The organism is Mesorhizobium sp. B1-1-1 (assembly GCF_006442955.1).
In the GTDB taxonomy this organism is placed as follows: Bacteria; Pseudomonadota; Alphaproteobacteria; order Rhizobiales; family Rhizobiaceae; genus Mesorhizobium.
Map to the genome: position 1 here is coordinate 258089 of NZ_VFWW01000011.1, position 23280 is coordinate 281368.

General features: G+C 63.0%; 22 protein-coding genes. 17 read left to right on the plus strand and 5 right to left on the minus strand.

The genetic code is table 11. The annotated features are described in order from the left end of the window. Positions 1 to 143 precede the first annotated feature (143 nt). A complete protein-coding gene (gene thrS, locus FJ986_RS23695) occupies positions 144 to 2120 on the plus strand; it encodes a threonine--tRNA ligase (RefSeq protein WP_140520999.1) in 1977 nt (658 codons plus the stop codon). A gap of 118 nt (positions 2121 to 2238) precedes the next feature. Beyond that, entirely contained in the window at positions 2239 to 3177 is a 939-nt protein-coding gene (locus FJ986_RS23700) for a GNAT family N-acetyltransferase (protein WP_140517049.1), read from the plus strand. 53 nt (positions 3178 to 3230) lie between these two features. Here the strand turns inward: FJ986_RS23700 and FJ986_RS23705 are convergent, their stop codons facing one another. Continuing rightward, entirely contained in the window at positions 3231 to 4193 is a 963-nt protein-coding gene (locus tag FJ986_RS23705; RefSeq protein WP_140517047.1) for a hypothetical protein, read from the minus strand. Between the two features lie 154 nt (positions 4194 to 4347). On the opposite strand from FJ986_RS23705, the gene FJ986_RS23710 reads away from it, so the two are divergent. The 3 genes from FJ986_RS23710 to FJ986_RS23720 all read left to right on the plus strand — a co-directional run bounded on the left by FJ986_RS23710 (position 4348) and on the right by FJ986_RS23720 (position 6418). Beyond that, a complete protein-coding gene (locus FJ986_RS23710) occupies positions 4348 to 4932 on the plus strand; it encodes a nitroreductase (protein ID WP_140495834.1) in 585 nt (194 codons plus the stop codon). After that, a complete protein-coding gene (locus tag FJ986_RS23715; RefSeq protein WP_140675953.1) occupies positions 4933 to 5541 on the plus strand; it encodes a flavin reductase family protein in 609 nt (202 codons plus the stop codon). A 202-nt stretch (positions 5542 to 5743) separates the two neighbouring features. Then, a complete protein-coding gene (locus FJ986_RS23720; RefSeq protein ID WP_140564052.1) occupies positions 5744 to 6418 on the plus strand; it encodes an isoprenylcysteine carboxylmethyltransferase family protein in 675 nt (224 codons plus the stop codon). A 3-nt stretch (positions 6419 to 6421) separates the two neighbouring features. Here FJ986_RS23720 and FJ986_RS23725 read toward each other — a convergent pair whose 3' ends face one another. Both FJ986_RS23725 and FJ986_RS23730 read right to left on the minus strand, forming a co-directional pair. Continuing rightward, on the minus strand, positions 6422 to 7303 hold the full coding sequence (locus FJ986_RS23725) for a CoA ester lyase (RefSeq protein ID WP_140675956.1): 882 nt from the start codon (positions 7301 to 7303) through the stop codon (positions 6422 to 6424). After that, positions 7303 to 7755, minus strand: a complete 453-nt coding sequence (locus FJ986_RS23730; RefSeq protein ID WP_140623417.1) for a MaoC family dehydratase — start codon at positions 7753 to 7755, stop codon at positions 7303 to 7305. The genes FJ986_RS23725 and FJ986_RS23730 overlap by 1 nt, the downstream gene beginning before the upstream one ends. Before the next feature lie 150 nt (positions 7756 to 7905). Between FJ986_RS23730 and FJ986_RS23735 the strand changes: the two genes are divergently transcribed. The 3 genes from FJ986_RS23735 to FJ986_RS23745 all read left to right on the plus strand — a co-directional run bounded on the left by FJ986_RS23735 (position 7906) and on the right by FJ986_RS23745 (position 9884). Beyond that, positions 7906 to 9030, plus strand: a complete 1125-nt coding sequence (locus tag FJ986_RS23735; protein ID WP_140495839.1) for a DUF2336 domain-containing protein — start codon at positions 7906 to 7908, stop codon at positions 9028 to 9030. Positions 9031 to 9124: 94 nt separating this feature from the next. Further along, positions 9125 to 9433 (plus strand): nucleotidyltransferase domain-containing protein, encoded by a 309-nt coding sequence (locus tag FJ986_RS23740; RefSeq protein WP_224646996.1) that lies wholly within the window; start codon positions 9125 to 9127, stop codon positions 9431 to 9433. Next, complete coding sequence (locus FJ986_RS23745) at positions 9426 to 9884, plus strand: HEPN domain-containing protein (protein ID WP_140495841.1); 459 nt, start codon at positions 9426 to 9428, stop codon at positions 9882 to 9884. Before FJ986_RS23740 ends, FJ986_RS23745 begins: the two co-directional genes overlap by 8 nt. Positions 9885 to 9891: 7 nt before the next feature. Here the strand turns inward: FJ986_RS23745 and FJ986_RS23750 are convergent, their stop codons facing one another. Beyond that, complete coding sequence (locus FJ986_RS23750) at positions 9892 to 11958, minus strand: FUSC family protein (RefSeq protein WP_140675959.1); 2067 nt, start codon at positions 11956 to 11958, stop codon at positions 9892 to 9894. 38 nt (positions 11959 to 11996) lie between these two features. Further along, entirely contained in the window at positions 11997 to 14057 is a 2061-nt protein-coding gene (gene parE / locus FJ986_RS23755) for a DNA topoisomerase IV subunit B (protein ID WP_140517037.1), read from the minus strand. 235 nt (positions 14058 to 14292) lie between these two features. On the opposite strand from parE, the gene cpaB reads away from it, so the two are divergent. The 9 genes from cpaB (at position 14293) to FJ986_RS23800 (ending at position 23109) form a co-directional block, all read left to right on the plus strand. Further along, positions 14293 to 15219, plus strand: coding sequence for a Flp pilus assembly protein CpaB (gene cpaB / locus FJ986_RS23760; RefSeq protein WP_246671066.1), 927 nt, complete (start codon positions 14293 to 14295; stop codon positions 15217 to 15219). A 116-nt stretch (positions 15220 to 15335) separates the two neighbouring features. After that, complete coding sequence (locus tag FJ986_RS23765; RefSeq protein WP_181167416.1) at positions 15336 to 16721, plus strand: type II and III secretion system protein family protein; 1386 nt, start codon at positions 15336 to 15338, stop codon at positions 16719 to 16721. Positions 16722 to 16725: 4 nt separating this feature from the next. Beyond that, positions 16726 to 16995 (plus strand): hypothetical protein, encoded by a 270-nt coding sequence (locus FJ986_RS23770; RefSeq protein WP_140555357.1) that lies wholly within the window; start codon positions 16726 to 16728, stop codon positions 16993 to 16995. A 24-nt stretch (positions 16996 to 17019) separates the two neighbouring features. Further along, positions 17020 to 18234, plus strand: a complete 1215-nt coding sequence (locus FJ986_RS23775) for a response regulator (RefSeq protein ID WP_140555359.1) — start codon at positions 17020 to 17022, stop codon at positions 18232 to 18234. Further along, positions 18231 to 19652 (plus strand): CpaF family protein, encoded by a 1422-nt coding sequence (locus FJ986_RS23780; RefSeq protein WP_140564048.1) that lies wholly within the window; start codon positions 18231 to 18233, stop codon positions 19650 to 19652. The genes FJ986_RS23775 and FJ986_RS23780 overlap by 4 nt, the downstream gene beginning before the upstream one ends. A 4-nt stretch (positions 19653 to 19656) precedes the next feature. Further along, complete coding sequence (locus tag FJ986_RS23785; RefSeq protein WP_140648879.1) at positions 19657 to 20622, plus strand: type II secretion system F family protein; 966 nt, start codon at positions 19657 to 19659, stop codon at positions 20620 to 20622. Position 20623: 1 nt separating this feature from the next. Next, the gene (locus FJ986_RS23790; RefSeq protein ID WP_140648880.1) at positions 20624 to 21586 is read left to right on the plus strand and encodes a type II secretion system F family protein; all 963 of its coding nucleotides are present in this window, start codon (positions 20624 to 20626) and stop codon (positions 21584 to 21586) included. 72 nt (positions 21587 to 21658) lie between these two features. Beyond that, positions 21659 to 22477 carry a hypothetical protein gene (locus FJ986_RS23795; RefSeq protein ID WP_224681051.1) on the plus strand — a complete coding sequence of 273 codons (819 nt, stop codon included), beginning with the start codon at positions 21659 to 21661 and terminating at the stop codon, positions 22475 to 22477. A gap of 161 nt (positions 22478 to 22638) precedes the next feature. Then, complete coding sequence (locus FJ986_RS23800) at positions 22639 to 23109, plus strand: tetratricopeptide repeat protein (RefSeq protein ID WP_140623425.1); 471 nt, start codon at positions 22639 to 22641, stop codon at positions 23107 to 23109. Positions 23110 to 23280: the final 171 nt, after the last annotated feature.

The window sequence follows — 23280 nt, forward strand, 5'->3', positions numbered from 1 at the left end:
GGCTTTACGGCGGCGGCATCTGCCCATAAAAGACTGCCGCCGCCGGACGCCTCCGGCTATCTGGCAGGCCGCAGCCTCGAACGGCTGACGACCTGCATTTCACCACCCGCGCTCGTTTGCGGGACTGGATAGGAGAATACCTGATGCTGAATGCCGTTTCCCTGACATTTCCCGATGGCTCCGTGCGCGACTACGATGCGGCGATGACCGGTGCAGGCCTTGCCGAATCGATCTCCAAGTCGCTGGCCAAGAAGGCCGTGGCCTATGCCATCGACGGTACCGTGCGCGATCTCTCCGATCCGCTCGGCAAGTCCGGCAAGATCGAGATCATCACCCGCGACGATCCGCGCGCGCTGGAACTCATCCGCCATGACGCGGCACATGTGCTGGCGGAGGCCGTGCAGGAGATATGGCCGGGAACGCAGGTGACCATCGGGCCGGTGATCGAGAACGGATTCTACTACGACTTCGCCCGCAACGAGCCGTTCACTCCGGACGACTTCCCGGTGATCGAGAAGAAGATGCGCGAGATCATTGCGCGCAACAAGCCGTTCACGAAGGAAGTCTGGTCGCGCGACAAGGCCAAAAAGGTCTTTGCCGACAAGGGCGAGCGCTACAAGCTGGAACTGATCGACGCCATTCCTGACGATCAGGATCTCAAGATCTACGCGCAAGGCGACTGGTTCGACCTTTGCCGCGGTCCGCATATGGCCTCGACCGGGCAGATCGGCAATGCCTTCAAGCTGATGAAGGTGGCGGGCGCCTATTGGCGCGGAGATTCGAACAACCCGATGCTGACGCGCATCTACGGCACGGCGTGGGCTGATCAGGCGCAGCTCGACGCCTACCAGACAATGCTGGAGGAAGCCGAAAAGCGCGACCACAGGAAGCTCGGCCGCGAGATGGATTTGTTCCATTTCCAGGAAGAGGGGCCCGGTGTCGTCTTCTGGCATGCCAAGGGCTGGAAGATGTTCCAGAACCTGGTCAACTACATGCGCCGCCGCCTCGACGAGCAGGGCTACCAGGAGGTCAACGCACCGCAGGTGCTCGACAAGAGCCTGTGGGAGACGTCGGGCCATTGGGGCTGGTACCGCGACGCCATGTTCAAGGTCACGGTTGCCGGCGACGACACCGATGACGACCGCGTGTTCGCGCTGAAGCCGATGAACTGTCCTGGCCATGTGCAGATATTCAAGCACGGGTTGAAATCCTATCGCGACCTGCCGGTAAAGCTTGCGGAATTCGGCAATGTGCATCGCTATGAGCCGTCGGGCGCGCTACACGGGCTGATGCGCGTGCGCGGTTTCACGCAGGATGACGCGCATATTTTCTGCACCGAGGAGCAACTGGCGTCGGAGTGCCTGCGTATCAACGATCTGATTCTGTCGACCTATGCCGATTTCGGCTTCGACGAAATCAGCGTGAAGCTGTCGACCCGGCCGGACAAGCGCGTCGGCACCGACGAAGCCTGGGATCACGCCGAAGCGATCATGAGCGGCGTGCTGGAGACGATCAGGACGCGATCGGGCAACCGCATCAAGACCTCGATCAATCCTGGCGAGGGCGCCTTCTACGGGCCGAAGTTCGAATATGTGCTGAAGGATGCCATCGGCCGCGAATGGCAATGCGGCACCACGCAGGTCGACTTCAACCTGCCGGAGCGTTTCGGTGCCTTCTACATCGGCTCGGATTCCGAGAAGAAACAGCCTGTCATGGTGCACCGTGCCATCTGCGGCTCGATGGAGCGCTTCCTCGGCATCCTGATCGAGAACTATTCCGGCCATTTCCCGCTGTGGTTCGCGCCGCTGCAGGTGGTGGTGGCGACGATCACTTCGGACGCCGACGGCTATGCGAACGAAGTGGTGGCGAAGCTGAAAGCCGCGGGCTTGTCCGCCGAGGCGGATCTGCGCAACGAGAAGATCAACTATAAGGTCCGTGAGCACAGCCTAGCCAAGGTTCCGGTCATCCTCGTCTGCGGCAAGCGCGAGGCGGAAGAGCAGACGGTCAACATGCGCCGGCTCGGATCGCGCGATCAGGAGTCGCTGGGTCTCGCCCAAGCGGTCGCGCAGCTGACCGAAGAAGCGATCACGCCCGATCGCCGACGCAAACCTGCGGCCTGACCCGGTAGTATTTCAAGCGGAATGGCGGTGGAGCAGTCCACCGCCATTTCCATATCGCACCGTCTTCACATCCCTCCATTTTCACATCCCTGTCACGGCAGTCTTGTAACAAGCCCTCATGCTCAAGCTGAAATTGCGTGAAAAACCGTTTCCCGAGCTTTCCTATGCTAATCCCCGACAGCCAGCGCTGACGCGGTGGGTCATCCATTCCATCGAAGGCCTGTCCGGACGCGACCGTTTTGCAGCGCTTTATGATTTTTGGCGCCGCCAGGTGGTCCCGTCCGGCGAGCGCGTGTTCAGCCGCATGCTCGAATTGATCGATGTGCGGGTGCGAACCCCCGACCAATGGCCGCCGCAGACCCTGCCTGACACGCCGCTGGTGATCGTCGCCAATCATCCCTTTGGCATCGGCGACGGGATTGCCGTGCTGTCGCTGGCCGAGCAGCTTGGGCGGCCGTTCCGGGTCATGATCCACAAGGATCTGCTCAAGATCAGCGAGATGGAGCCCTACTCGCTGCCGATCGACTTTTCCGAGACCAAGGACGCTCTGAAGAACAACATGGCGGTGCGTCACGAGGCTGTGCGGCTCTTGAAAGAACGTGTCACCATCGTGGTGTTTCCGGCCGGCGGCGTCGCCACCGCGCCGAAAGGTTTTGGCCAGGCACGCGATCTGCCATGGAAGATGTTTCCGGCCCGTCTCGTGCAGGATGCCAAGGCTTCCGTAGTGCCGATGCATTTCTCCGGCCAGAACGGCAGGCTGTTCCATCTGGTCAGCGGCCCCATGAACATGGCCGAGCGCGACGGGCGCGTGGCGAAGTTCGTCGGCAAGGCATCGCTGACGCTGCGCATTTCGCTGCTTATCCACGAGTTCGCCCGGCTTTCCGGCAAGTCGATCGACGTGCGTGTCGGCGATGTGCTGAACTGGAACGAACTGGAGCCCGTGCGCGACCGCAAGGCGCTGCTCGAGCGCCTCTATAGAGGCGTCTTCGATCTGGCGCCGCCGGTTCCTCGCCGCCGGATTCCATTCCTGCCGGCACGAGCCAAGCTGGCGGCGTAGGTCCATTTCGTGGAGATCCGAAGGGAAAGCGGCTCGAGGCTTTCCGGAATTGACTAATCCGCGCCTTCTTCCGGATCCATCGCGGCTGCTTCCGTCGCGAGAACCTCGATTTCCTGGTTCTGTCCGGCCACGACAGTGAAATCCTTCTGGTAGATCCGGTCGCGGTTCTTGGCGATGATGGTGTAGTCGCCTTCGGCCAGCACCATGGAGGCGAAGGCGCCGACGGTTTCCTTGATCGGATCGCCAGATTCGTTGAGCAGCGACCACGACGTGTCGGCGATCGCTTCGCCGCCCGCTTCACGCACCAGCTTCAAGGTAATCTCGGCGGCGTGATGCTCGACGGTGGCTTCGGTCAGCTTGCCGGCCTCGACGCGGATGTCGGAGCGGATGACGGCATTGACCGCGCCATAGGTCGAGACCACGTGGTAGATGCCGGCATTGAGACGCACGACGCTGTTGGGCTCGACGTCGGGAATGATCAGCGCGCGATCGCCATTGGGTTCGGCATTGCCCTCATAGATCGAAAAGCGCAACTTCTTTGGCGGGATGCGCGCCCCTCCGGAAAGAACGGCGTCGAGCTTCAGGCCGCCGGCATCGAGCACGAGGCTCTCGCGTTTGGCGTCCTTGCCGACAGTGATGCGCTTGGTGGCACCGGCCCGGCCGTAGGAAGCGTGAACCAGATAGCTGCCGGGTTCGAGCTGGAAGACCGCCGTGCCGCCATGGGCGGAAGCCACCATCGGCAATTTGCCGTTGACGGCCTCCGGCTTGAAGACGCGCCAGACGATACCGCGAGTGATATCGCCTCCCTTGTCGGTCAATTGCGCGGACAAGGTGATGGCGCCGCCGCCACCAAGCGCCAGCGATGTCTCGCCTTTCGGCGTCGCGTAGCTCGAAATTCCGGGAAGCTTCAGGTCGCTGACGCCATCCACGTTCTGTGCCACGGCAACGGAAACCGGCGCCATGAGCAGCAGGGTGCAGACCCAGATCAGGAAAAGACGCAAAGCCCCCTCAAACATGCCTTGCGTTGAAGCCCATGGCGGTGGCAATTTCAAGGCTTAAGAGTCCGACGGATACGACTCTCCAGCCTGGCGCGCCCGCGTCGATGCCCGAGCCGCCCCGCATTCCCATGGCGCGCTTCAGCTCAAAATCGAACTTAGGAGACTTGCGCCCATGGCGTCCCCGATCATCGACTTCCTGCTGACCCGCAATTCAGCGCCGATACCGGACTTGAAGGAGCCCGCGCCCGGCGACGCCGAGATCGCCACGATGATCGCCGCGGCCACGCGCGTGCCCGATCATGGCCGGCTCGAGCCCTGGCGCTTCATTCTTTATCGCGGTGATGCCCGCATCGAAATCGGCAGGAAGCTGGCGGCCCTTGCCGAACAGCGGGAGGGACCTTTACCGGATGGCCGCCGCAACCAGGAGCTGGCGCGCTTCTCGCGCGCGCCGCTGGTCATCGGCGTGGTGTCGGTGCCGAAGGAAAATCCAAAAATCCCGCAATGGGAGATGTTCCTGTCCGGCGGCATGGCGGCGATGAACCTGATGATTGCTGCCAACGCACTGGGCTATGGCACCAACATGATCAGCAACTGGTATTCGGACGTGCCGGAAGGCAGGGCGATCCTGGGGCTGGCGCCGCAAGAGCGCGTCATCGGCTTCGTCCATATCGGCTCCTATGGCGGCCCGGCGCCGGAGCGGCCGCGCCCCGATCCGGCAAAGCTTTATGCGGACTATGCCGGGCCCTGGGCGGGCTAAGTGTTCTACGAGCCGTCAAAGGGGCACGGACTGCCGCACGATCCGTCGAAGGCGATCGTGGCGCCGCGCCCGATCGGCTGGATCTCGACCCTGAACGGGGCCGGCGAGATCAACCTCGCGCCCTATTCCTTCTTCAATGCCGTTTCGACAAGGCCCTTCATCGTCTGGTTTTCCTCCGAGGGCGAGAAGGACAGCGCCTCCTTCGCCCAGGAGACCGGCGAGTTCGTCGCCAATCTGGTCGGCCGCGATCTCGCCGAGAAGATGAACCGGACGTCGGTCGACGCGCCGCGCGGCGTCAACGAGTTCGTTTATGCCGATCTCGCCATGGCGCCGTCGCGTCTTGTCGCGCCGCCGCGCGTGGCGGCCGCACCCGCCGCACTCGAATGCAAGGTGACCGAAGTGTTCCGGCCAAAGGCCCTGGACGGAACGCCGACCAGCGCCGTCGTCGTGGCCGGCGAAGTGATCGGCGTGCATATTGACGATGCCTGCCTGAAAGACGGCCTGTTCGATATCAGCAAGGCCGGCAATGTCGCTCGCCTCGGCTACATGGATTATGCCAGCGTCAACGAAGTGTTTTCGATGCGCCGGCCGCGTTGGGGCAAGGATTAGCCCGCAAGGGGGCCCAGTCACTGTGCTTTCCTGACGGCGAGCCGTCATCACGACGCGCCCTGAGCTTGATGACGCGGCATGACGAAACCTTCTGCACACCAGGACCGTTTCGTCCAGGCGCGGGATGGGCGATAGTCCGCTGAGGGTCGGCGGTAGTCTGTTGCTGGTAAATGCCGACGGCAAATATCATGGAAGGTTGATCATGGTCTCGAGATTGATCCTCCAGACGTTCGTGTGGTTCGGCGCCATGGGCGCGCTGCTTTTCCTGACAGCGGGTACGCTGACCTGGCCGGGAGCCTGGGTATATCTGGCGGTGATGATCGGGCTGAGCCTGACCCTTGGCGTGACGCTGGCCCGGCGCGATCCCGGGCTGATGAACGAACGGCTGAGCTCTCCCATCCAGAAGGACCAGACCGCGGCCGACAAGGTTCTGTTGAGCATACTCCTGCTCGGCATATTTGCCTGGCTGACCTTCATGGGTTTCGACTACCGCTTCGGCTGGTCCGTCGTTCCGGTCTGGGTACAGGTGATCGGTGCGCTGGTTCTGCTGGTCGGACTATGGATCAGCTATCTGACGATGCTGGAGAACAGCTTCGCGGCGCCCGTCGTGAAGATCCAGGCCGAGCGCGGACAGCAAGTGATCACAACGGGTCCCTATAGCTATGTGCGCCATCCCATGTATGCCGGCGCCATCCTCTTCTTTGCCGGCACGGCTCTCCTGCTCGGCTCCTGGTGGGGGCTGGCACTGGTCGTCGTGTTCATCGTTCTCTTGGCCATCCGCACATTCATCGAGGAAAAAACGCTTCGCACCGGCCTGCGCGGCTATGACGACTATGCGGCCCATGTCCGCTACCGCCTGATCCCGCTGGTCTGGTAGCGGTCAGGCGGAGATTCCGGCTGCCCGGGCGCGTGCCAGAAGCCGCTCGGCCAGCCGCAGATGCGGCCGGTCATACATCTTGCCGTCGATGCCGACGACGCCGGGATTTCCCGCCGCCTGGAATGCCGCGACAATTGCCGCCGACTGTTGCACCGCTTCCACCGAGGGCGTGAAGGCGGCGTTTATGACCGGCACCTGATCAGGGTGGATCGCCATCTTGCCGGTGAAGCCGTCACGTTCGGCCTCCCTGCATTCGGCCTCGAAGGCCGCCATATCGCGGAAATTCGGGAAGACGGTGTCGATCGCCGCGACTTCCGCCGCGCCGGCGGCGAGAATGGTCATGGCGCGAGCGAAGCGGAATATTTCGGTGTAACGGCCATGTTGGTCGCGGGTGTTGCGCGCGCCGATCGCCGCCGACAGGTCTTCCGCGCCCCAGGTCAGCCCGGCAAGTCGCGCGCTTGCCCCGGCGTAGCTCGCCGCCGCCTGCACGGCCGCCGGTGTTTCGGTAATGATCGGCAGGATTTTTGTCGCGCCGTCGGCCAGGCCGTTCTCCGCTTCGCGCAGCCTGAGCTTTGCCGAGAGGTGCTGGACATCCTGGCCGCCAGCCGATTTGGGCAGCATGACGCCGTCGGGTTTTGCCGGGATAAGCGCCGCAAGATCGTCGTCCGTCAATCCCGTCGAAAGGTCGTTGACCCTGACGTAGATTGCCGACCTTGTTTTCGCCCTGTGGCTGGCGATGAAGCGCGCCGCGGTCATTCGCGCCGATGCCTTGTTTTGGGGCGCCACCGAATCCTCGAGGTCGACAATGACCACGTCTGCGCCGGCGCCAAAGCCCTTCTCCAGCTTCCTCTCGGAATCGCCGGGAACGAACAGCAGCGAACGCATCAGGCTACCTTCTTCAGCATCATGGCCTGTCTCGTGCATTTGGCGACGAGGTCGCCGTTCTGGTTATAGGCCCGATGTTCGAACTCGACGATGCCGCGATCGGGCTTCGACCTGGATTCGCGCACCGAGACGACAGTGGTCTCGACGCGGATGGTGTCGCCATGGAAGACCGGATGCGGAAACACCGTTTCCTTCATGCCGAGATTGGCGACCGTCGTACCGACGGTGATGTCGTTAACCGAAATGCCGATCATCAGGCCGAGCGTGAACAGCGAGTTGACCAGCGGCTTGCCCCATTCGCTCTTGGCGGCGAAATCGAAGTCGATATGCAGCGGCTGCGGGTTCAGCGTCATCACCGAGAACAGCATGTTGTCGCTTTCGGTGACAGTCTTGCGCAGCGTGTGCTGGAAGACATGGCCGACGACGAACTCCTCGAGATAAAGCCCAGCCATTTCATTCTCCTCCGCTGCTGGACGGTTGATAGGCGCTGCATCCAGCGCTCGCAAGCCAGTTAACGAACATGGTGAACGCTTCATAAACCAATTCGGCCTAACGTTCGGCACGGGGTCGGAAACCTTCCGGCAAGGGGCGAAGCAGGCGGTATGGTTGTTGTCTCGCATTTCCTGAAATGGATCTACACGGCCAGGGTATCGGAGCGCGCCGCGGCGGCAAGCGCGCTCGCCCGCGCCTATGTCGACGCGGAATTGCCGTTCGAGGATCGCTGCGCCGCCGAGGCGGCGCTGACCTTGCTGCTCGACGACGCATCGTCGAAGGTACGGCTGGCGATGGCCGAGCCGCTGTCCATGAGCCATCACGCACCGCCCCAGATCATCAGCGCGCTTGCTTCCGACCAGCCGGAAGTCGCCGGCGTCGTGCTGACGCGATCGCCACTGCTTACCGACGCAGACCTGATCAATCGCGTGGCTTCAGGTCCGAAGGCGACGCAAAAACTGATCGCCGATCGGCCATTGGTCTCGATGGCGCTGTCGGCGGCTATCGCAGAGATCGGCGAGGCGGAGGCCTGCGCCGTGCTTTTGGCCAACAGCGGCGCCGATATCGCTTCGTTGAGTTTCCGCCGCATGGCCGAGCGCCACGGCCATCTGCCGCTGGTGCGCGAGGCGCTTATATCGGATGCACGCCTGCCTGCCGACTGCCGGCACATGCTGCTCGTCAAGCTCGGTGAGATGCTAAAGACCTCGCCGCTGGTCATGGCCTTGATGGGAGCCGCCCGGGCCGACCGCGTCATGCGCGACGCCTGCGTTAAGGCCTGCGTGACGCTGATCGAGGGCACGCGCCAGGAAGAACATGCAGCACTGATCGAGCATCTCAGGCTACGCGGCGATCTCACCGCGAGCTTCCTCATTCGCACCATCGCGCATGGCAAGGTCGACTTCTTCGGCTCGGCGCTGGTCGCGCTCAGCCAGCAGTCCGCCCAAAGAGTGAGGGCGCTGCTGGCCGGCGGACACGACGTGGCCTTGCAGGCGCTGTTCCGCAGTGCCGGCCTGGCTGCCGCCACGCACGCGGTCATCTTGCGCGCGCTGAAAATCTGGCGAGAGGTCGCCAACGGCAAGCGCGTCGCCGGCGTGCAGGAAGTCAGCTGGCTGATGCTGAAGGAATTGGGCGGACAGTCCGCGGAAGGCGATCTCGCCGCGCTGATCAAGTCGATCCATCTCGCTGCGTTGCGTGAAAATGCGCGCGGCCATGCGCTGGCGATTGCCGCCGCTTAGCCCCTTTGGGCGGGCTTGATGCCATTGCGTTGTCGGCGCAAAAGAATGGTATTATGTTTCGCGCATGAGCCACTCGTCCTCAAAGCATCTTCCGGTGCCGATCGAGATCAGGCCGCTGATCGATGAAATCAGGATCCGCATGAATCCCGATTCTATTTGGCTGTTTGGAAGCCGAGCACGCGGCGACAATCGACCTGACAGCGACTGGGATATCCTCGTGGCTTTGCCAGATGATGCCAGACCAGAACTTCTCGACCCACTCATTGGCTGGACCATTCAGCACGAAATCGGAATTCCGGCGACAATCCTTTCCACGACATCGGGCGCTTTGGCTGCAAGTTGGGATTCGCGAAATACGATCGCGTATGACATCGCTCGGGACGGACGTCGATTAGATGTCTGATCAGTGGACTATCGCCAGCGCGCTTCGGTTGGCGAACGGCTGTATGAGTGATGCGCGTATTCTGGTCGCAACAGGGTCTCGCAACGCCGCTTATCTCAGCCAACAGGCCGTTGAGCAGATCATCAGGGCGCTGGCGACGTCGGAGGCCATTCACATCGAACGTCATGATGCACACCAACTCGACAAGATTCTAAGACGCTTTCCGGACGACCACGCCGAGAAAACGGCGTTGGGATCACTCGTTTGGCTGGAGGCTTATGCCACCACTTTCAGATATACATTGCCTTCGGGCCAGATACCTCGTGCGCCTGACAGGGAAAAACTTCAGAAAGCCATCGACGATATCGCAGCCCTTATCTCGCGGGCCGCGGGGCACTTCAAAGTCGATCTTGCCGATGATGCAAAGCCCGCCCAAGCAGTGACGCCCATGCGCAGGTCCAAACCGCGTTGAGGTTCGCCTAAGCTCTGCCCCTGGAAAAAAAATCCGGAAAATCCTCCATCGCCGCCGCGACAATCCGTAGTGACGCCGCAATCTGGAGCATTTCACCAGTGGCGTTTCGCTGGGCGATGCCGGCGGCATACTGCCGGGCGACGGCAATGGTGGCTGTCTGCGGGTCGCCCGGGGCGCGGAAGAGCAGTTCGCGTGCCAGTCCACGCAGGAAGTTGGCGATCGAAAGCGACGTCTCGGCCGGAACGGCGTGCGCCTGCTGCGCGGCACGCAGCCGCAGGATCTCCAGACCGACGGTGACGGCGGCGACACTGCCGCCCAGAACCGCTTCACCCTTCCTGCCGCTGGTCTGGACCAGCGGCATCAGCTGGTTGATGCGGTCATAGGCGAGGCTCTCGAAGGCTGAACGCCGCGGCACGCGCTCGTGCAGGCAAAGCCGCGCCAGATCCTCGCGCATGGCCCGCACGATGCGGTGCGCCGCGAGCCATGGGTCGGCGGGCAGCACGATGATGAAGACGCCGATTGCCAAAAGGATGCCGACCAGGATCGAGGCCGAGCCGGCGAAGAACGGGCCCGGGTCGTAGGTCATCGCCTGGTGCGGGCTGAGGAAAGCAAGAAAATTGATGGCGAAGGCCGTCGCCACGCCGACATAGCGGGGATTGGCCATGGCGAGCGCCGCCGGCACCAGGATCGGTACGACGAACAGCATGAACCAGCCGAAACCAGGAAAAACGGGAAGCGCGATCTGGCCGACGAGAAAGGCAAAGGGCAGAGCCAACAGCGTTCCCTGGAAGAACCCCCAGGCTACCCGCACCGGATCGGGGCGGGCGGCAAACAAGCTCGACACGACGGCGACCAGAATGACCGTGCCGGCGGCTTCCGACCATCTCATCGTCAGCCAGAAAGCGGCGACCAGCAGCGTTGCAAGTGCCGCGCGGATCGCGTTGCGGCTCGCCCCGTGATAGTCGCGATGTACAACCAGCGCCGGGGGGCTGCGTTCGCGTGAAGGCCGCGTGACGGGCGCACGCAAGGCATCGAGACCGCGCAGCGTCTGCTTCAGCGCTTCGGCGAAATCGGCGGCGATGGTGAGCCGGGTGACGGTGCCGACTCTGTCGCCGTCCTGGTCGGCCAAGGCGTCGGGCATCTGCGTCGCTTTGGCGCCGATCGCGTCGAGCCGTGCCAGCCAGGGCGCCGTGTCGTCGAGCGCGCCCGGCGTCGCCGCCATTTCAGTGACGAGGGCTTGCAGCTCCGAGCGCACCGGAATGAGCGCCGCGTTCTTCGGTGCGGCGTGTGAATGCAGCGCGCGGGCCGCGGACAGGGCTGAAAGCAGTTGTCCGATGGTGCGCCGGACCGGATGGGCGCGCGGCGCGAAGCTCGGGGCCTCCAGCCTGGCATAGGCGCGCATCTCGGCGAGCGTCTGGGTGTCGGCGACCAGCTTCCGGTGCAGGCCGGAAAGCATTGCCGTGTCGCCACCGGAAAAGGCGCCGCCGGCATAGGTGGCAAGGTCGAGAATGCTGCGCTTCAGCCGCGAGATGATGGCCTCGCTGGCCAATTTGGGCAGGATCAGCCGACTGGTCAGGCCGGCGCAGACAATGCCGAGTACGATCTCGGCACAGCGCGCGACCGCGAGGTCGACGACGAGATGCGGCTGGCCAAACGCCGGCAAGCCGATGATCATCGCGGTATAGCCGGCCAGCGCCGCCCCGTAGGCTTCCGGGTTACGCAGCAGCGACGAGACGAAGGTGCAGAGGCCGATCCATAGGGCAAGCACCGTCACCAGCACCCAGGGATTCGTGCCGAAGACAGTGGCGATGGCAATTGCGGCAACACCGCCCGCCAGCGTGCCGAGCAACCGATAAAAGCCTTTCGCCAACACCATGCCGGCGACCGGCTGGGCAACGATGAACACCGTCATCATCGCCCATTGCGGGTGATCGAGCTTGAGGGCGTAGGCGGCCATAAGCGCGATCAGGCCGGCCGAGACCGTGCGCAAGGCGAAGATCCAGTCCGACCGGGTCGGCTGTGTCAGCCCGGCAAGAGCCGCTTCGAAATAGTCTTTCAGCCGTTGCCAGCTCACACGCGCGTCTCCGCAAGCCTTGATCGACCGGCCTGCGCTCAGATATCCAGCACTTCCGTTTCCGCGAATTCGGCGCGTTCCTGGATGAACCGAAAACGAGCCTCCGGCTTGGTGCCCATCAGCGCATCGATCGCGTCCTTGGTGGCGGCCTCGGCATCGATCACATCGACCCGGAGCAGCGTACGCTTCCTCGGGTCCATTGTGGTCTCCTTGAGCTGCGCGGCCATCATTTCGCCCAGGCCCTTGAAGCGACCGATCTCGACCTTGCCGCGCCCGGTGAACTCGGTGCGCAGCAATTCGTCCTTGTGCGCGTCGTCACGCGCATAAGCGACCTTGCCGCCCTGCCGGATCGAGTAGAGCGGCGGCACCGCCAGATAGAGATGTCCGCCGCGAACCAGGTTCGGCATCTCCTGGTAGAAGAAGGTGATCAGCAGCGAGGCGATGTGAGCGCCGTCGACGTCGGCGTCGGTCATGATGATGACGCGGTCGTAGCGAAGATCCTCGTCGCGGTATTTCGACCGCGTGCCGCAACCAAGCGCCTGGATCAGATCGGAAATCTGCTGGTTGGCGGCCAGCTTGTCGTTGCCGGCGCTGGCGACGTTGAGAATCTTGCCGCGCAGCGGCAGCACCGCCTGGCTGGCGCGGTCGCGCGCCTGCTTGGCAGAGCCGCCGGCCGAATCGCCTTCGACGATGAAGAGTTCGGCGCCGGCGGCCGCATTCTGCGTGCAATCGGCAAGCTTGCCCGGCAGGCGCAGCTTGCGCACCGCACTCTTGCGCGACACTTCCTTTTCCTGGCGGCGTCGTACCCGCTCGTCGGCGCGTGCGATAACCCATTCGAGCAGCTTCGACGCTTCCTGCGGATTGTCGGCCAGCCAATGGTCGAACGGGTCGCGGATCGCCGTCTCGACTATGCGGATCGCCTCGATCGTCGCCAGCCTGTCCTTGGTCTGGCCGACGAATTCAGGCTCGCGGATGAACACCGACAGCATGCCCGCCGCCGAGATCATGACATCCTCCGACGTGACGATCGAGGCGCGCTTGTTGCCGACGAGGTCGGCATAGGCGCGCAGGCCGCGCGTCAAGACGTTGCGGAAGCCGGCCTCGTGGGTGCCACCTTCGCCGGTCGGGATGGTGTTGCAGTAGGAGTTGATGAAGCCGTCGCCGCCGAACCAGGTCACTGCCCATTCCAGCGAGCCATGGCCGCCTTGCCTGTCGCTCTTGCCGGCGAAGATTTCGCGCGTCACCTGGAATTCGTCGCCAAGCGACGCTTTCAGATAGTCCTTGAGGCCGCCGGGAAAATGGAATTCGGCCTTGGCCGGAGTGGTGTCCTTTTCCTTGATCAGGGAGGGATCGCAGGTCCAGCGGATTTCGACGCCGCCGAACAGATAGGCTTTCGAGCGCGTCATGCGGTAGAGCCGCGCCGGTTCGAACGCGGCGCCCTTGCCGAAGATCTGCTCGTCGGGGTGGAAACGGGTCCTGGTGCCGCGCCGGTTGTGAACTTCGCCAAGATGCTCGAGGCCGCTGACCGGAATGCCGCGCGAGAAGCGCTGCCGGTAAAGTTGCCGTCCGCGCGCGACTTCGACTTCGAGATGATCCGACAGCGCATTGACCACGGAGACGCCGACGCCGTGCAGGCCGCCCGAGGTTTCATAGACCTTGCTATCGAACTTACCGCCCGAATGCAGCGTCGTCATGATCACTTCGAGCGCCGGCTTCTTGAACTTCGGATGCGGATCGACGGGAATGCCGCGGCCATTGTCGGTGACGGTGAGAAAGCCGTCAGCCGAAAGCTCGACATCGATGAATGTGGCATGGCCGGCAACCGCCTCGTCCATCGAGTTGTCGATGACCTCGGCGAACAGATGGTGCATGGCCTTGTCGTCGGTGCCGCCAATATACATGCCCGGACGGCGCCGCACCGGCTCCAGGCCTTCGAGTACCTCGATATCGGCGGCGCTGTAGCCCTCTGAGCCGTCACGAGACGCCGCCGCCGGACGCTTGGCTGCCGCCTGCACCAGCGGATCGGCCGGACGCGCCGGTGTGCGAACCGGTTGCGGCTGCTTCTCCAGATTGCCGAAAAGATCGTTGTTGTCGTCCATGCCTGCCATAGAGCCCAAGCTGCGAATCACCCGCCGATACTGCCACGCTTTTCAGCGCCAAGCGACGGAGGTTCCTGTTACGTTCGGGGATTAACCCCCTCTTATCCTAAAACCATTCGATAACCAAGCCGGCGGAAATCAGGCGGATAGCCAGCGAGAAGATTCCTGATTCTTTAACAATGCCGCCTAGCGTGAGCCAACATAACAAGAAACTACGGGCATCAGGGGTTTGGGCGTGAGGGGCAAGGCCATAACGATGATCGGCATCGCCGCCGTTTTCGGCGCGATCTCGATCTTTGCCGCGGATTTCTGGGTCAAGCGCCAGGCCAGGGCCGACGCCGAGGAGAAAACCGCGTCGATCGCGGCGCCCGCCGCGCCGACGGTCGAATTCAAGACCATCGTGGTGGCGAATGCACCGTTGCGGTACGGCATGGATCTCGACCGCGCGAAACTCAGCGAAATTCCGTGGCCGCAGGATTCGCTGCCGCAGGGCGCCTTCGCCACCATCGATGGACTGCTCGGGGACGGCAACCGCGTGGTGCTGTCGCCGATCGAGGTCAACGAACCGGTGCTGCTTACAAAGCTGTCCGGCCCGAATGGCCGCGCCACGCTCTCCAACATGCTGACGCCCGGCATGCGGGCCGTCACCATCCGCACCGACGAGATCGCGGGCGTCGGCGGCTTCGTCACGCCGGGCGACCGGGTCGATGTCGTGCTGACGCGCGATGCCGGCGAAATCCAGGAAGTGGCCAAGAATGCGCAAGGCGCCGCCGGTTCGACCATCACCTCAGAGATCGTCGTTGCCGACGCGAAGGTGCTGAGCGTCGGGCAGGGCGCCGACGAGCGCCAAACGACGCCGCAGGTGGCCAATTCCATAACCATCGAGGTGACCACCGAAGGCGCGCAGAAAGTGGCGCTGGCCCGCACTGTCGGCACGCTGTCGCTGTCGCTTCGCTCCGCCAGCGAGGGCGGCGAGGGCAAGGACGGTGTCACCACCATCTCCTCCTTTGGCGGATCGGTGGCGGGCAAGGCGCAGGCCGCGGCCGGCTCGCTGTTCGACGCCATGGCAAAGGAGCCTGAGAAGCCGAAATTCAAGACGGTCATCGTGACGCGTGGAACGACGGCCGAGGAATATCAGGTTCCTGCGCGGGACCAGAAATAGGAATATCAGGTTCCTGAGTGGAACCAGAGCAGGACCGGTGGGGACCGGACGGGACGGGAACAATGTTCAGGCAACTTCAATATCGAACGACAGGCCGGTTGCACGTCGCGCAGGCGATGGCGATGGCGGTGACGATGGCGGCGGCCGGCATCTTCGCCGGCCCGGCCAGGGCGGACAACGACATCGTCTATGTCTCGGCGACCAAGAACGCCTCGATCAAGGTCGCCAAGGGCAAGCCAAAGACGATCATGACGAGCGCGGCCTTCTACCAGATCGTCATCGGCGATCCGGAGATCGCCAACGTCAACCCGTTGACCGACAAATCCTTCTATGTGCTGGGCAACAATCTCGGCACCACTGGCATTGCGCTGTTCGACGAGAACAAGCAGCTCGTCGGCACCGTAGACATCGAAGTGACGCTCGATACCGACCAGTTGGCCGACACCATCCGCGCCAGCGTGCCGGACGCCAAGATCAAGGTCGGCTCCGCCAATGGCCGCGTCGTGCTGTCGGGCGAGGCGGATGACGCGGTCGCCGCCGAAAAGGCAAACAAGATCGCCACCCGCTTCTCCGGCAATGAGGAGGTGATCAATTCGGTCAACATCTCGTCCTCGCAGCAGGTCCAGCTCAATGTCCGCTTCGTCGAGATCAACCGCCAGGCGGGGCAGGATCTCGGCGCCAAATACAGTGCCAATTTCGCTTATGGCATGGGCGGACGCGACGTTACGATTGCTCCCGGCACCATTGAGCCGGCGGGGACCGGCGAGATCATCGGCAAGCTGCTGTCGAACGGCGTTTCCATCGACATCGCCATCAAGGCACTGGAAGAGCGCGGCCTGGCTCGTCGGCTGGCCGAGCCGAACCTGATCGCCCGGTCCGGCGAGACGGCGAGCTTCCTGGCCGGCGGCGAGTTTCCGATCCCGGTTTCCGAAGACAACGGCAAGATTTCCGTCAGCTACAAGAAGTACGGCGTCAGCCTGGATTTCACGCCCACCGTTCTGAAGGACGGGCTGGTCAGCCTCGACATCGCGCCGGAAGTCTCCTCGATCGACGCGTCGGCTTCCTACAATATCGGCAGCATCTCGGTGCCCGGCTTCATCGTGCGCCGCGCCAGGACGTCGGTCGACCTGAAGAACGGCCAGAGCTTCATGATCGCGGGGCTGCTGCAGTCGCAGAACGACATCACCACCTCGCGCATACCGGGCCTCGGCAAGATGCCTGTGCTCGGGGCCCTGTTCTCGTCGAAATCCTACCAGCGGCGCGAGACGGACCTGGTGATCATCGTCACGCCTTACCTGGTCAAGCCGGTGGATCCATCGAAGAAAATGGCCGAGCCGACCGATGGCACGCAGCCTGCCAGCAATGTCGACTATTTTCTCAACAACACCGAGGAGGTGAGGGCGTCGGACACCAATCGCGCATTGGCGCTGGCTGACGGCAGCGCCGCGCGTGCCGCTCCCGCCACCAAAGTCGGGCATTTCCTCGACCTGCCGAAGGACTGAAGCCATGCGTCTGGTCTTGAGCTCGAGCGTCGCCTTGCTGCTTGCCGGCTTCACCGCCGGCTGCACGAGCGACGATTATGTGCGCAGCGAAGGCGTGACGAGCGGCGCCGGGGATGCCCAGGCCGCCAACACCGTCATGCAGATGGTTGATCCCTGGAAATACGGCGTCCAGAACACCAGGCTTCTCGTGCCTGCCCAGCGCGGCAGCACGGAACCCGCCACCGCCGAGCAGGCGGCCAGCGCCAAGGCATCGCAAGCCAGCGCCGACAATTGATCCGAGATCATAGGCTGACAAGTAATGGCAAACCGCATCAAGACCAGGAAAATCCTGCTCATATCGACGGACAGAACCTTCGCGCAGGACACCCGGACGGCGTTTGCCGCCTCGGAGATCATCCAGCTCTCGACGGTGGAAAAGAACATCACCGAACTTCGCGGCGAGGTCCAGGAGGCCGATCTCGGCGCGATCATCGTCGATATGGACGCAGCGAAGCTTGAGGAGATCGATGCGCTGCAACGCGTCATGCGTCGGCTGGAAGGCAAGGCGCCGGTCGTGGTCGTCACCCAGGAATTCAACGCCGCCGCCGCGCGCATCCTCGTGCAGCTCAAGGTCGCGGATTTCCTGGTCAAGCCGATCACCACGGCCGATCTCGTACGTTCGGTGGTGCGTGCGCTGCAAGGGCCGGGGCGCGAGGAAAACACCGAGTCGCAGATCTACACCTTCATGCCCGCGGCTGGCGGCGTTGGCACCACGACGCTGGCTTTGCAGACCGCGTTCCAGCTGCATCATTCAGTGACGCGCGGCGCCTCGACCTGCGTGGTGGACCTCAATTTCCAGCAGGGCGCCTGCGCCGAATATCTCGACCTGGAGCCGCGTTTCGACATCACCGAAATCGAGAACCAGCCGGAGCGTCTCGACAGGCAATTGCTCGACGTGATGCTGTCCAAGCATGCCAGCGGGCTTTGTGTTCTGGCCGCACCGACGCAGCCGGCGGAGATGCGCTCGTTCAAGACCGATGTCGTGGTGCGGATGCTGGACCTCGTCTCGGCCTATTTCGACAATGTCGTCATCGACATGCCGCGCACCTGGTTTCCGTGGACGGAGACGGTGCTGCTCGGCTCCAACAAGCTCTACATCGTCGCCGAAATGACGGTACCGTGCCTGCGCCACACGCAACGCCTGATCCAGGCGGTCTACGAGACCGCCGGCAAGGAAGTGAAGCCGAACGTCATCGTCAACCGTTTCGAGCAGAAGATGTTTGACAGCGGCATCAAGCAGGCGGACGTCCAGGAAATCCTCGGCGAGCATTTCGTCGGCGGCATCGCCAACAATTACCGGCTGGTGCGCGAGGCCGTCGATCGCGGCGTGCCGCTGCACGAGATCGATGCCAATGCCAACGTCGTCAACGACCTCAAGAGGATCATCCTTCCGGAGGAAGTGGCGGCGGCGCCGGGCAAATCGAAATCGCTGTTCGGCTTCGGCAAGAGCCTTTTGAAGAGGAAGGCCGGATGAGCAGCCGCTTTTCCACCTTGCAGAACCGCGATGCGCGTCCGCAGCGCTCCGCCGAGCCGACGGCGGTTGCGCACCACGCGGTCGTCATCCCGACGAGCCGGAAGGTCTTGCCGGCGAAAGTCGAAGCCGTGCCGGGCAAGAGCGCCAACAAGGTGCTCGATGCGCGCGTGCGCATCCACCGGTTGCTGCTCGAGGAGATCAATCTTGTCGCGCTGGAGCGGCTGCCCAGGGACGAGATGCGCCGGCAGGTGCATGATTTCGTGTCGGAAAAGACGCGCGAAGAGCGGATGGCGATCAACACCGTCGAACTCGATGCCCTGGTCGACGACATCGTCGACGAGATGGTCGGGCTCGGCCCGCTCGAGCCGCTGCTCAAGGACCCCGATATCAACGATATCCTGATCAACGGCCATCAGAACTGCTTCGTCGAAAAGAAGGGCAAGCTGCAGCAGGTCCACATTCCGTTCAAGGATGAGGCGCATCTGCTTAGAATCATAAACAAAATCGTTGCCGCGGTCGGCCGCCGCGTCGACGAATCGCAGCCGATGGTCGACGCCCGCATGCTGGATGGCTCGCGTTTCAACGCCGCCATCCGTCCGGTGGCGGTCGACGGGCCGCTGGTGTCGATCCGCAAATTTTCCAAGAACAAGCTCGGCCTGCACCGGCTGGTCGAATTCGGCGCCATCACCCAGAACATGGCCGAAGTGCTTGCTGCGGCAGTACATGCCCGCAAGACGACGATCATTTCGGGCGGCACCGGTACCGGCAAGACGACCATGCTCAACGCGCTGTCGGCCTTCATTCCCGAGGACGAGCGGCTGATCACCATCGAGGACGCGGCGGAGCTTCAGTTGCAGCAGCCGCATGTCGCGCGCATGGAAACCCGGCCGGCCAACATCGAAGGCCATGGCGAGCTCAAGCAGCGCGACCTCGTCAAGAACGCGCTGCGCATGCGGCCTGATCGCGTCATCCTCGGCGAGTGCCGCGGCGAGGAGGCCTTCGACATGCTGCAGGCCATGAACACCGGCCATGAAGGGTCGATGGCCACCATTCACGCCAATACGCCGCGCGATGCCATTTCGCGGCTCGAGCAGATGCTGGGCATGACCGGCATGCCGATGACGGTGCAGTCGATCCGCAGCCAGATCGCCAGCGCCATCGACATCATCGTCCAGTTGACCCGGCTCTCCGACGGCAAGCGCAAGGTGACGAGCGTCGCCGAGGTGACGGGCATGGAAGGCGACGTCATCCAGATGCAGGAGATCTTCCGCTTCGTGCGCACCGGCATGGACGCCGATGGCACGATCCTCGGCCATTTCGAAGCGACCGGGATCCGGCCGCGCTTCCTGGAGGATCTTCGCGCCATGGGCATCGAGTTTCCCGGGCGTTATTTCGAACCCGGCCGGCCGCAGGAGTAACCAGGTGTTGGATGGGTTCAGCGCGATCTATGTCGTCTATGCCGGGGCTGCATTGACCGGCATCATGATCGCCGAGGCCGTTTACCTGCTCTATGCCGGCCGCAGCGACAGGCGCACCGCCATAAACCGGCGCATGAAGCTGCAGGAAAACAGGATCAGTCAGGAACAGGTGCTGATCCAATTGCGTAAGGAGCGTGGTCTCGATGCGGGCACGTCGCTGTTCTCGCCTGACCGTTTTCGCGCGCTGCGCGCTCAGTCGGGCATGATCATGCCGCTTTCGAAGTTCCTGATGATCACTTCGGGGATGGCGTTGGCAGCGGCCCTTGTCGCCATCTGGTATGGCTTGCCGCTGCTGATGGGCGCCATTCTGTTTGTCGTCGTGGTGCCGGTGCTGCCGGTGATGGCGATGCGCTCCATGCGCAAGCGCAGGCTGAAGCGGTTCGGCATGCAGTTGCCGGAAGCGCTGGAACTGATTACGCGCGGCCTCAAGGCCGGCCATCCGGTGCCGGTGGCCATCGCCATGGTGTCGCGCGAAATGCCCGACCCGATCGGCACCGAGTTCGGCGTGATTGCCGATGAGGTGACCTTTGGTTCGGATCTGGTTTCGGCGCTGAATTCGCTGTTCGACAGGGTCGGCCATGAGGATCTGCCGCTGTTCGTCACCGCCGTGTCGATCCAGACGAGTTCTGGCGGCAATCTGCGCGAAATCCTCGACGGACTGTCGACGACGATCCGCGAACGCGGCAAGCTGCGCCGCAAGGTGCGCGCCATTTCAACCGAAGGCCGTCTGTCGGCCTATATCCTGACGGCCGTGCCGGCGCTGCTGTTCACGACCATCATGGCATTCATGCCTGGGTATTACAGCGACGTCTGGGGCGTGCCTAAGACGTGGTACATGGTTGGTGGCTCGGTCACCTGGCTGATGCTGGGCAATCTGATCATGTTCAAAATGTCGAACTTCAAATTCTGACATGCAGAAGGTCGTCGAATTCCTCGCCTCGCTCGCGCCGACCTCGCTGATGCCGGTGGCTGTCCTGCTGCTGGCCGTGGGCGCTGCCGCTTTTGCCTGGCCGATGGTGGTGGCAAAGGGCGATCGCAACGAAGTCAGGCGCAGACTCAAGGTCGACGAGGGTCCAGTGGCCGCCAGGCCGGAACCGGCCCAGAAGAAGAATACCGGTGTCGTTCGCGAGAAGGCGGTGAAGAAGGCGCAGGAGTTCTACGCCAAGAGCGATCCGGAAAATGTCGCCCGCCTGCGCTTGAAACTCATCCAGGCGGGCTACATGGAGCCGCGCGCCGTCGGCATGTTCTTCCTCATCCGTTTCACGGCGATGGTGGGCATCGCGCTCGCCGTCTTCGTGCTCAACCGCTGGATGGCCAGTCCCGACGCCACGGTGACCAGCCGCTGGGCCTTCGTCGTGTTGTCGGGCGTGGCCGGCTATTTCCTGCCAGGGCTGGTGCTGACCCAGAAGATACGGGAAAAGATGCGCGAATACCGCAACGGCTTCCCCGATTTCATGGACCTGATGATCGTCTGTTCGGATGCCGGCATGAGCATGGAAGCGGGCGTCGAGCGCGTCTCGAAGGAACTCGCAAAGACCTACCCGTCGCTCAGCCAGAACCTGCAGCTCGTGTCGCTGGAGTTGCGGGCCGGGCGCGGCCTCGACGATGCACTGAAGGCGCTCGCCGATCGCCTGAGCCTGGACGAGGTGCGCTCCTTCGCCACGCTGCTGCAACAGTCCAAGGAGCTTGGCACCAGCCTGTCGGGGGCGCTGCGCGTCTTTTCCGACGAGATGCGCCACAAGCGCATGTCGCTGGCCGAGGAAAAGGCGCATGCCTTGCCGGCCAAGATGTCGGTGCCGGTCGTGGTTTGCATCCTGCCGGTGGTGCTGATGATCGCGGTCATTCCGATCATCGTCAAAATGACCGGCCACTAGGATTTGCTGATATTCAGTGAGGCCGGCCTGAGCGACCTGCGAAGTCCGTAAATGAGTGAGAAGTCCATGCGAATGCTGTTGCTCGTCCTCGGCCTTGCCGGGGCCAGTCTGTCGCCCGCCTGGGCTGCGGCCGATGATTGCGGCGATGCCGCTGCCCTGGTGCAGCAGGCCTATCCCAACGCCCGCAAAAGCGCTGACGGTGCCTCGTTCACGCTCGAACCCTACACCAGCATCGCCCTGACGTCTGCATTTGGCGACCCGCCGGGGCTGGTCTGCAAGATATGGCCCGCCCATGACGACCTGCTGTTGGTCGCGGTGCCGCTGATGGACAGCTCGCAACCCAGCGACTACGCGCATGCCGGCGATATCGAGCTTCTGGTCATCGACAGGAAGAGCCGGCAGGTGCGCCAGCGCCTGCTGCAGCCCGGGCTGATGAATGATGATGCCATCGCCATCCGCAAGGTCGAACTCGATACCGGCCGGTATGCGCTGGCGCCCGATGTCTCCGCCTTCGGCCTGCGCATCGAAATGGCGAACAATTCGCTGCCTAACCCTTTCAGTGAAATCGACCTGCGGCTCTATGCCATCGACAACGATGCCCTGCGGATGGTTCTCGATGGCCTGGTCGTGGCCGGCAATGGCGGCGAGGGCGATACCAATTGCGCCGGATCCTTCCATACCAGTCAGGTGAGCCTGGCGATGAGCCCGGCCAAACATCATGGCTACCACGACATGGTGGTGGTCGAACGGATGGACACCGACAATCCGTTGCCCGACAACAATGGCGAGTGCCAGTCCCATCCCGGCAAGTCCGTGAGCCAAACCTACCGGCTGCGCTATGACGGCAGCCGGTATACGGTTCCGGCGGGGCTCAAGGCCCTGGAACCGTGAGAACGCCGCTGGCCATGGCTGAGGCGTTGCGGCCTGGTGGTTAATAGGTGGTGTACCCAAGGCCTAATTTTGGCGGCGTTTCGGCACCTAAGTTTAATTGCTTCGGTATAGTGTGTTTCCTGAAGAACGACCCGGCAAAAACCGGGCGATGGGGCAGGGGCATGCGTCACAGTAATTTCACGGCAATGGCCGCGATGGCGGCCGTCTTGATGATGTCTGGTTGTACGACGAGTGGCGTCGACACCACCAAAACCACCGGCATTCAACCGGCCGCGAAGGACGTCAGCACATCCGATCTGGCGGAAGGCAAGGCGCAATTTCGCGACGCGAATTACGGTCTTGCCGAACAGCATTTCCGCAAGGCCGTCGAGTTGAAGGCCGACAATCCGGAAGCCTGGATGGGCCTCGCCGCTTCCTATGACGAACTCGGCCGCTTCGACTTCGCCGATCGTGCCTACGATCAGTTGCTCAAGGTCGCCGGGCGCAAGCCGCAGATCGTCAACAATATGGGCTATTCGCAATTGCTGCGCGGCAACAGGAAAAAGGCAAGGGCGCTGCTGCTCGAAGCCAAGGCCGGCATGGCCGACCCCACGGTCGTCGATGCCAATCTTGCCCTCCTGAACAAGGGCTGACGGCTGTCTGGTGGCCACGATCGTCGCGAGGACGATTTTGGGACACTCGGCGTCGACGCTTTGTAAACTCTATCCGAAGGTCTCAGCCGGAAGATCAGTTGAAAATCATGTCTGATGGCTGTCGTTGACCTAGAATGCAGCGGTAAGGCCGACGCTCAGGGAACCCCCGCC

Coding starts and splice junctions, on each gene's coding strand:
- FJ986_RS23720 (WP_140564052.1), top strand. CDS start 5,744: ATGGTCTCGAGATTGATCCTCCAGACGTTCGTGTGGTTCGGCGCCATG.
- FJ986_RS23725 (WP_140675956.1), bottom strand. CDS start 7,303: ATGCGTTCGCTGCTGTTCGTTCCCGGCGATTCCGAGAGGAAGCTGGAG.
- thrS (WP_140520999.1), top strand. CDS start 144: ATGCTGAATGCCGTTTCCCTGACATTTCCCGATGGCTCCGTGCGCGAC.
- FJ986_RS23735 (WP_140495839.1), top strand. CDS start 7,906: ATGGTTGTTGTCTCGCATTTCCTGAAATGGATCTACACGGCCAGGGTA.
- FJ986_RS23775 (WP_140555359.1), top strand. CDS start 17,020: ATGGCAAACCGCATCAAGACCAGGAAAATCCTGCTCATATCGACGGAC.
- FJ986_RS23790 (WP_140648880.1), top strand. CDS start 20,624: ATGCAGAAGGTCGTCGAATTCCTCGCCTCGCTCGCGCCGACCTCGCTG.
- FJ986_RS23765 (WP_181167416.1), top strand. CDS start 15,336: ATGGCGATGGCGGTGACGATGGCGGCGGCCGGCATCTTCGCCGGCCCG.
- FJ986_RS23745 (WP_140495841.1), top strand. CDS start 9,426: ATGTCTGATCAGTGGACTATCGCCAGCGCGCTTCGGTTGGCGAACGGC.
- FJ986_RS23700 (WP_140517049.1), top strand. CDS start 2,239: ATGCTCAAGCTGAAATTGCGTGAAAAACCGTTTCCCGAGCTTTCCTAT.
- FJ986_RS23710 (WP_140495834.1), top strand. CDS start 4,348: ATGGCGTCCCCGATCATCGACTTCCTGCTGACCCGCAATTCAGCGCCG.
- FJ986_RS23730 (WP_140623417.1), bottom strand. CDS start 7,755: ATGGCTGGGCTTTATCTCGAGGAGTTCGTCGTCGGCCATGTCTTCCAG.
- FJ986_RS23770 (WP_140555357.1), top strand. CDS start 16,726: ATGCGTCTGGTCTTGAGCTCGAGCGTCGCCTTGCTGCTTGCCGGCTTC.
- FJ986_RS23800 (WP_140623425.1), top strand. CDS start 22,639: ATGCGTCACAGTAATTTCACGGCAATGGCCGCGATGGCGGCCGTCTTG.
- parE (WP_140517037.1), bottom strand. CDS start 14,057: ATGGACGACAACAACGATCTTTTCGGCAATCTGGAGAAGCAGCCGCAA.
- FJ986_RS23705 (WP_140517047.1), bottom strand. CDS start 4,193: ATGTTTGAGGGGGCTTTGCGTCTTTTCCTGATCTGGGTCTGCACCCTG.
- FJ986_RS23780 (WP_140564048.1), top strand. CDS start 18,231: ATGAGCAGCCGCTTTTCCACCTTGCAGAACCGCGATGCGCGTCCGCAG.
- FJ986_RS23795 (WP_224681051.1), top strand. CDS start 21,659: ATGCTGTTGCTCGTCCTCGGCCTTGCCGGGGCCAGTCTGTCGCCCGCC.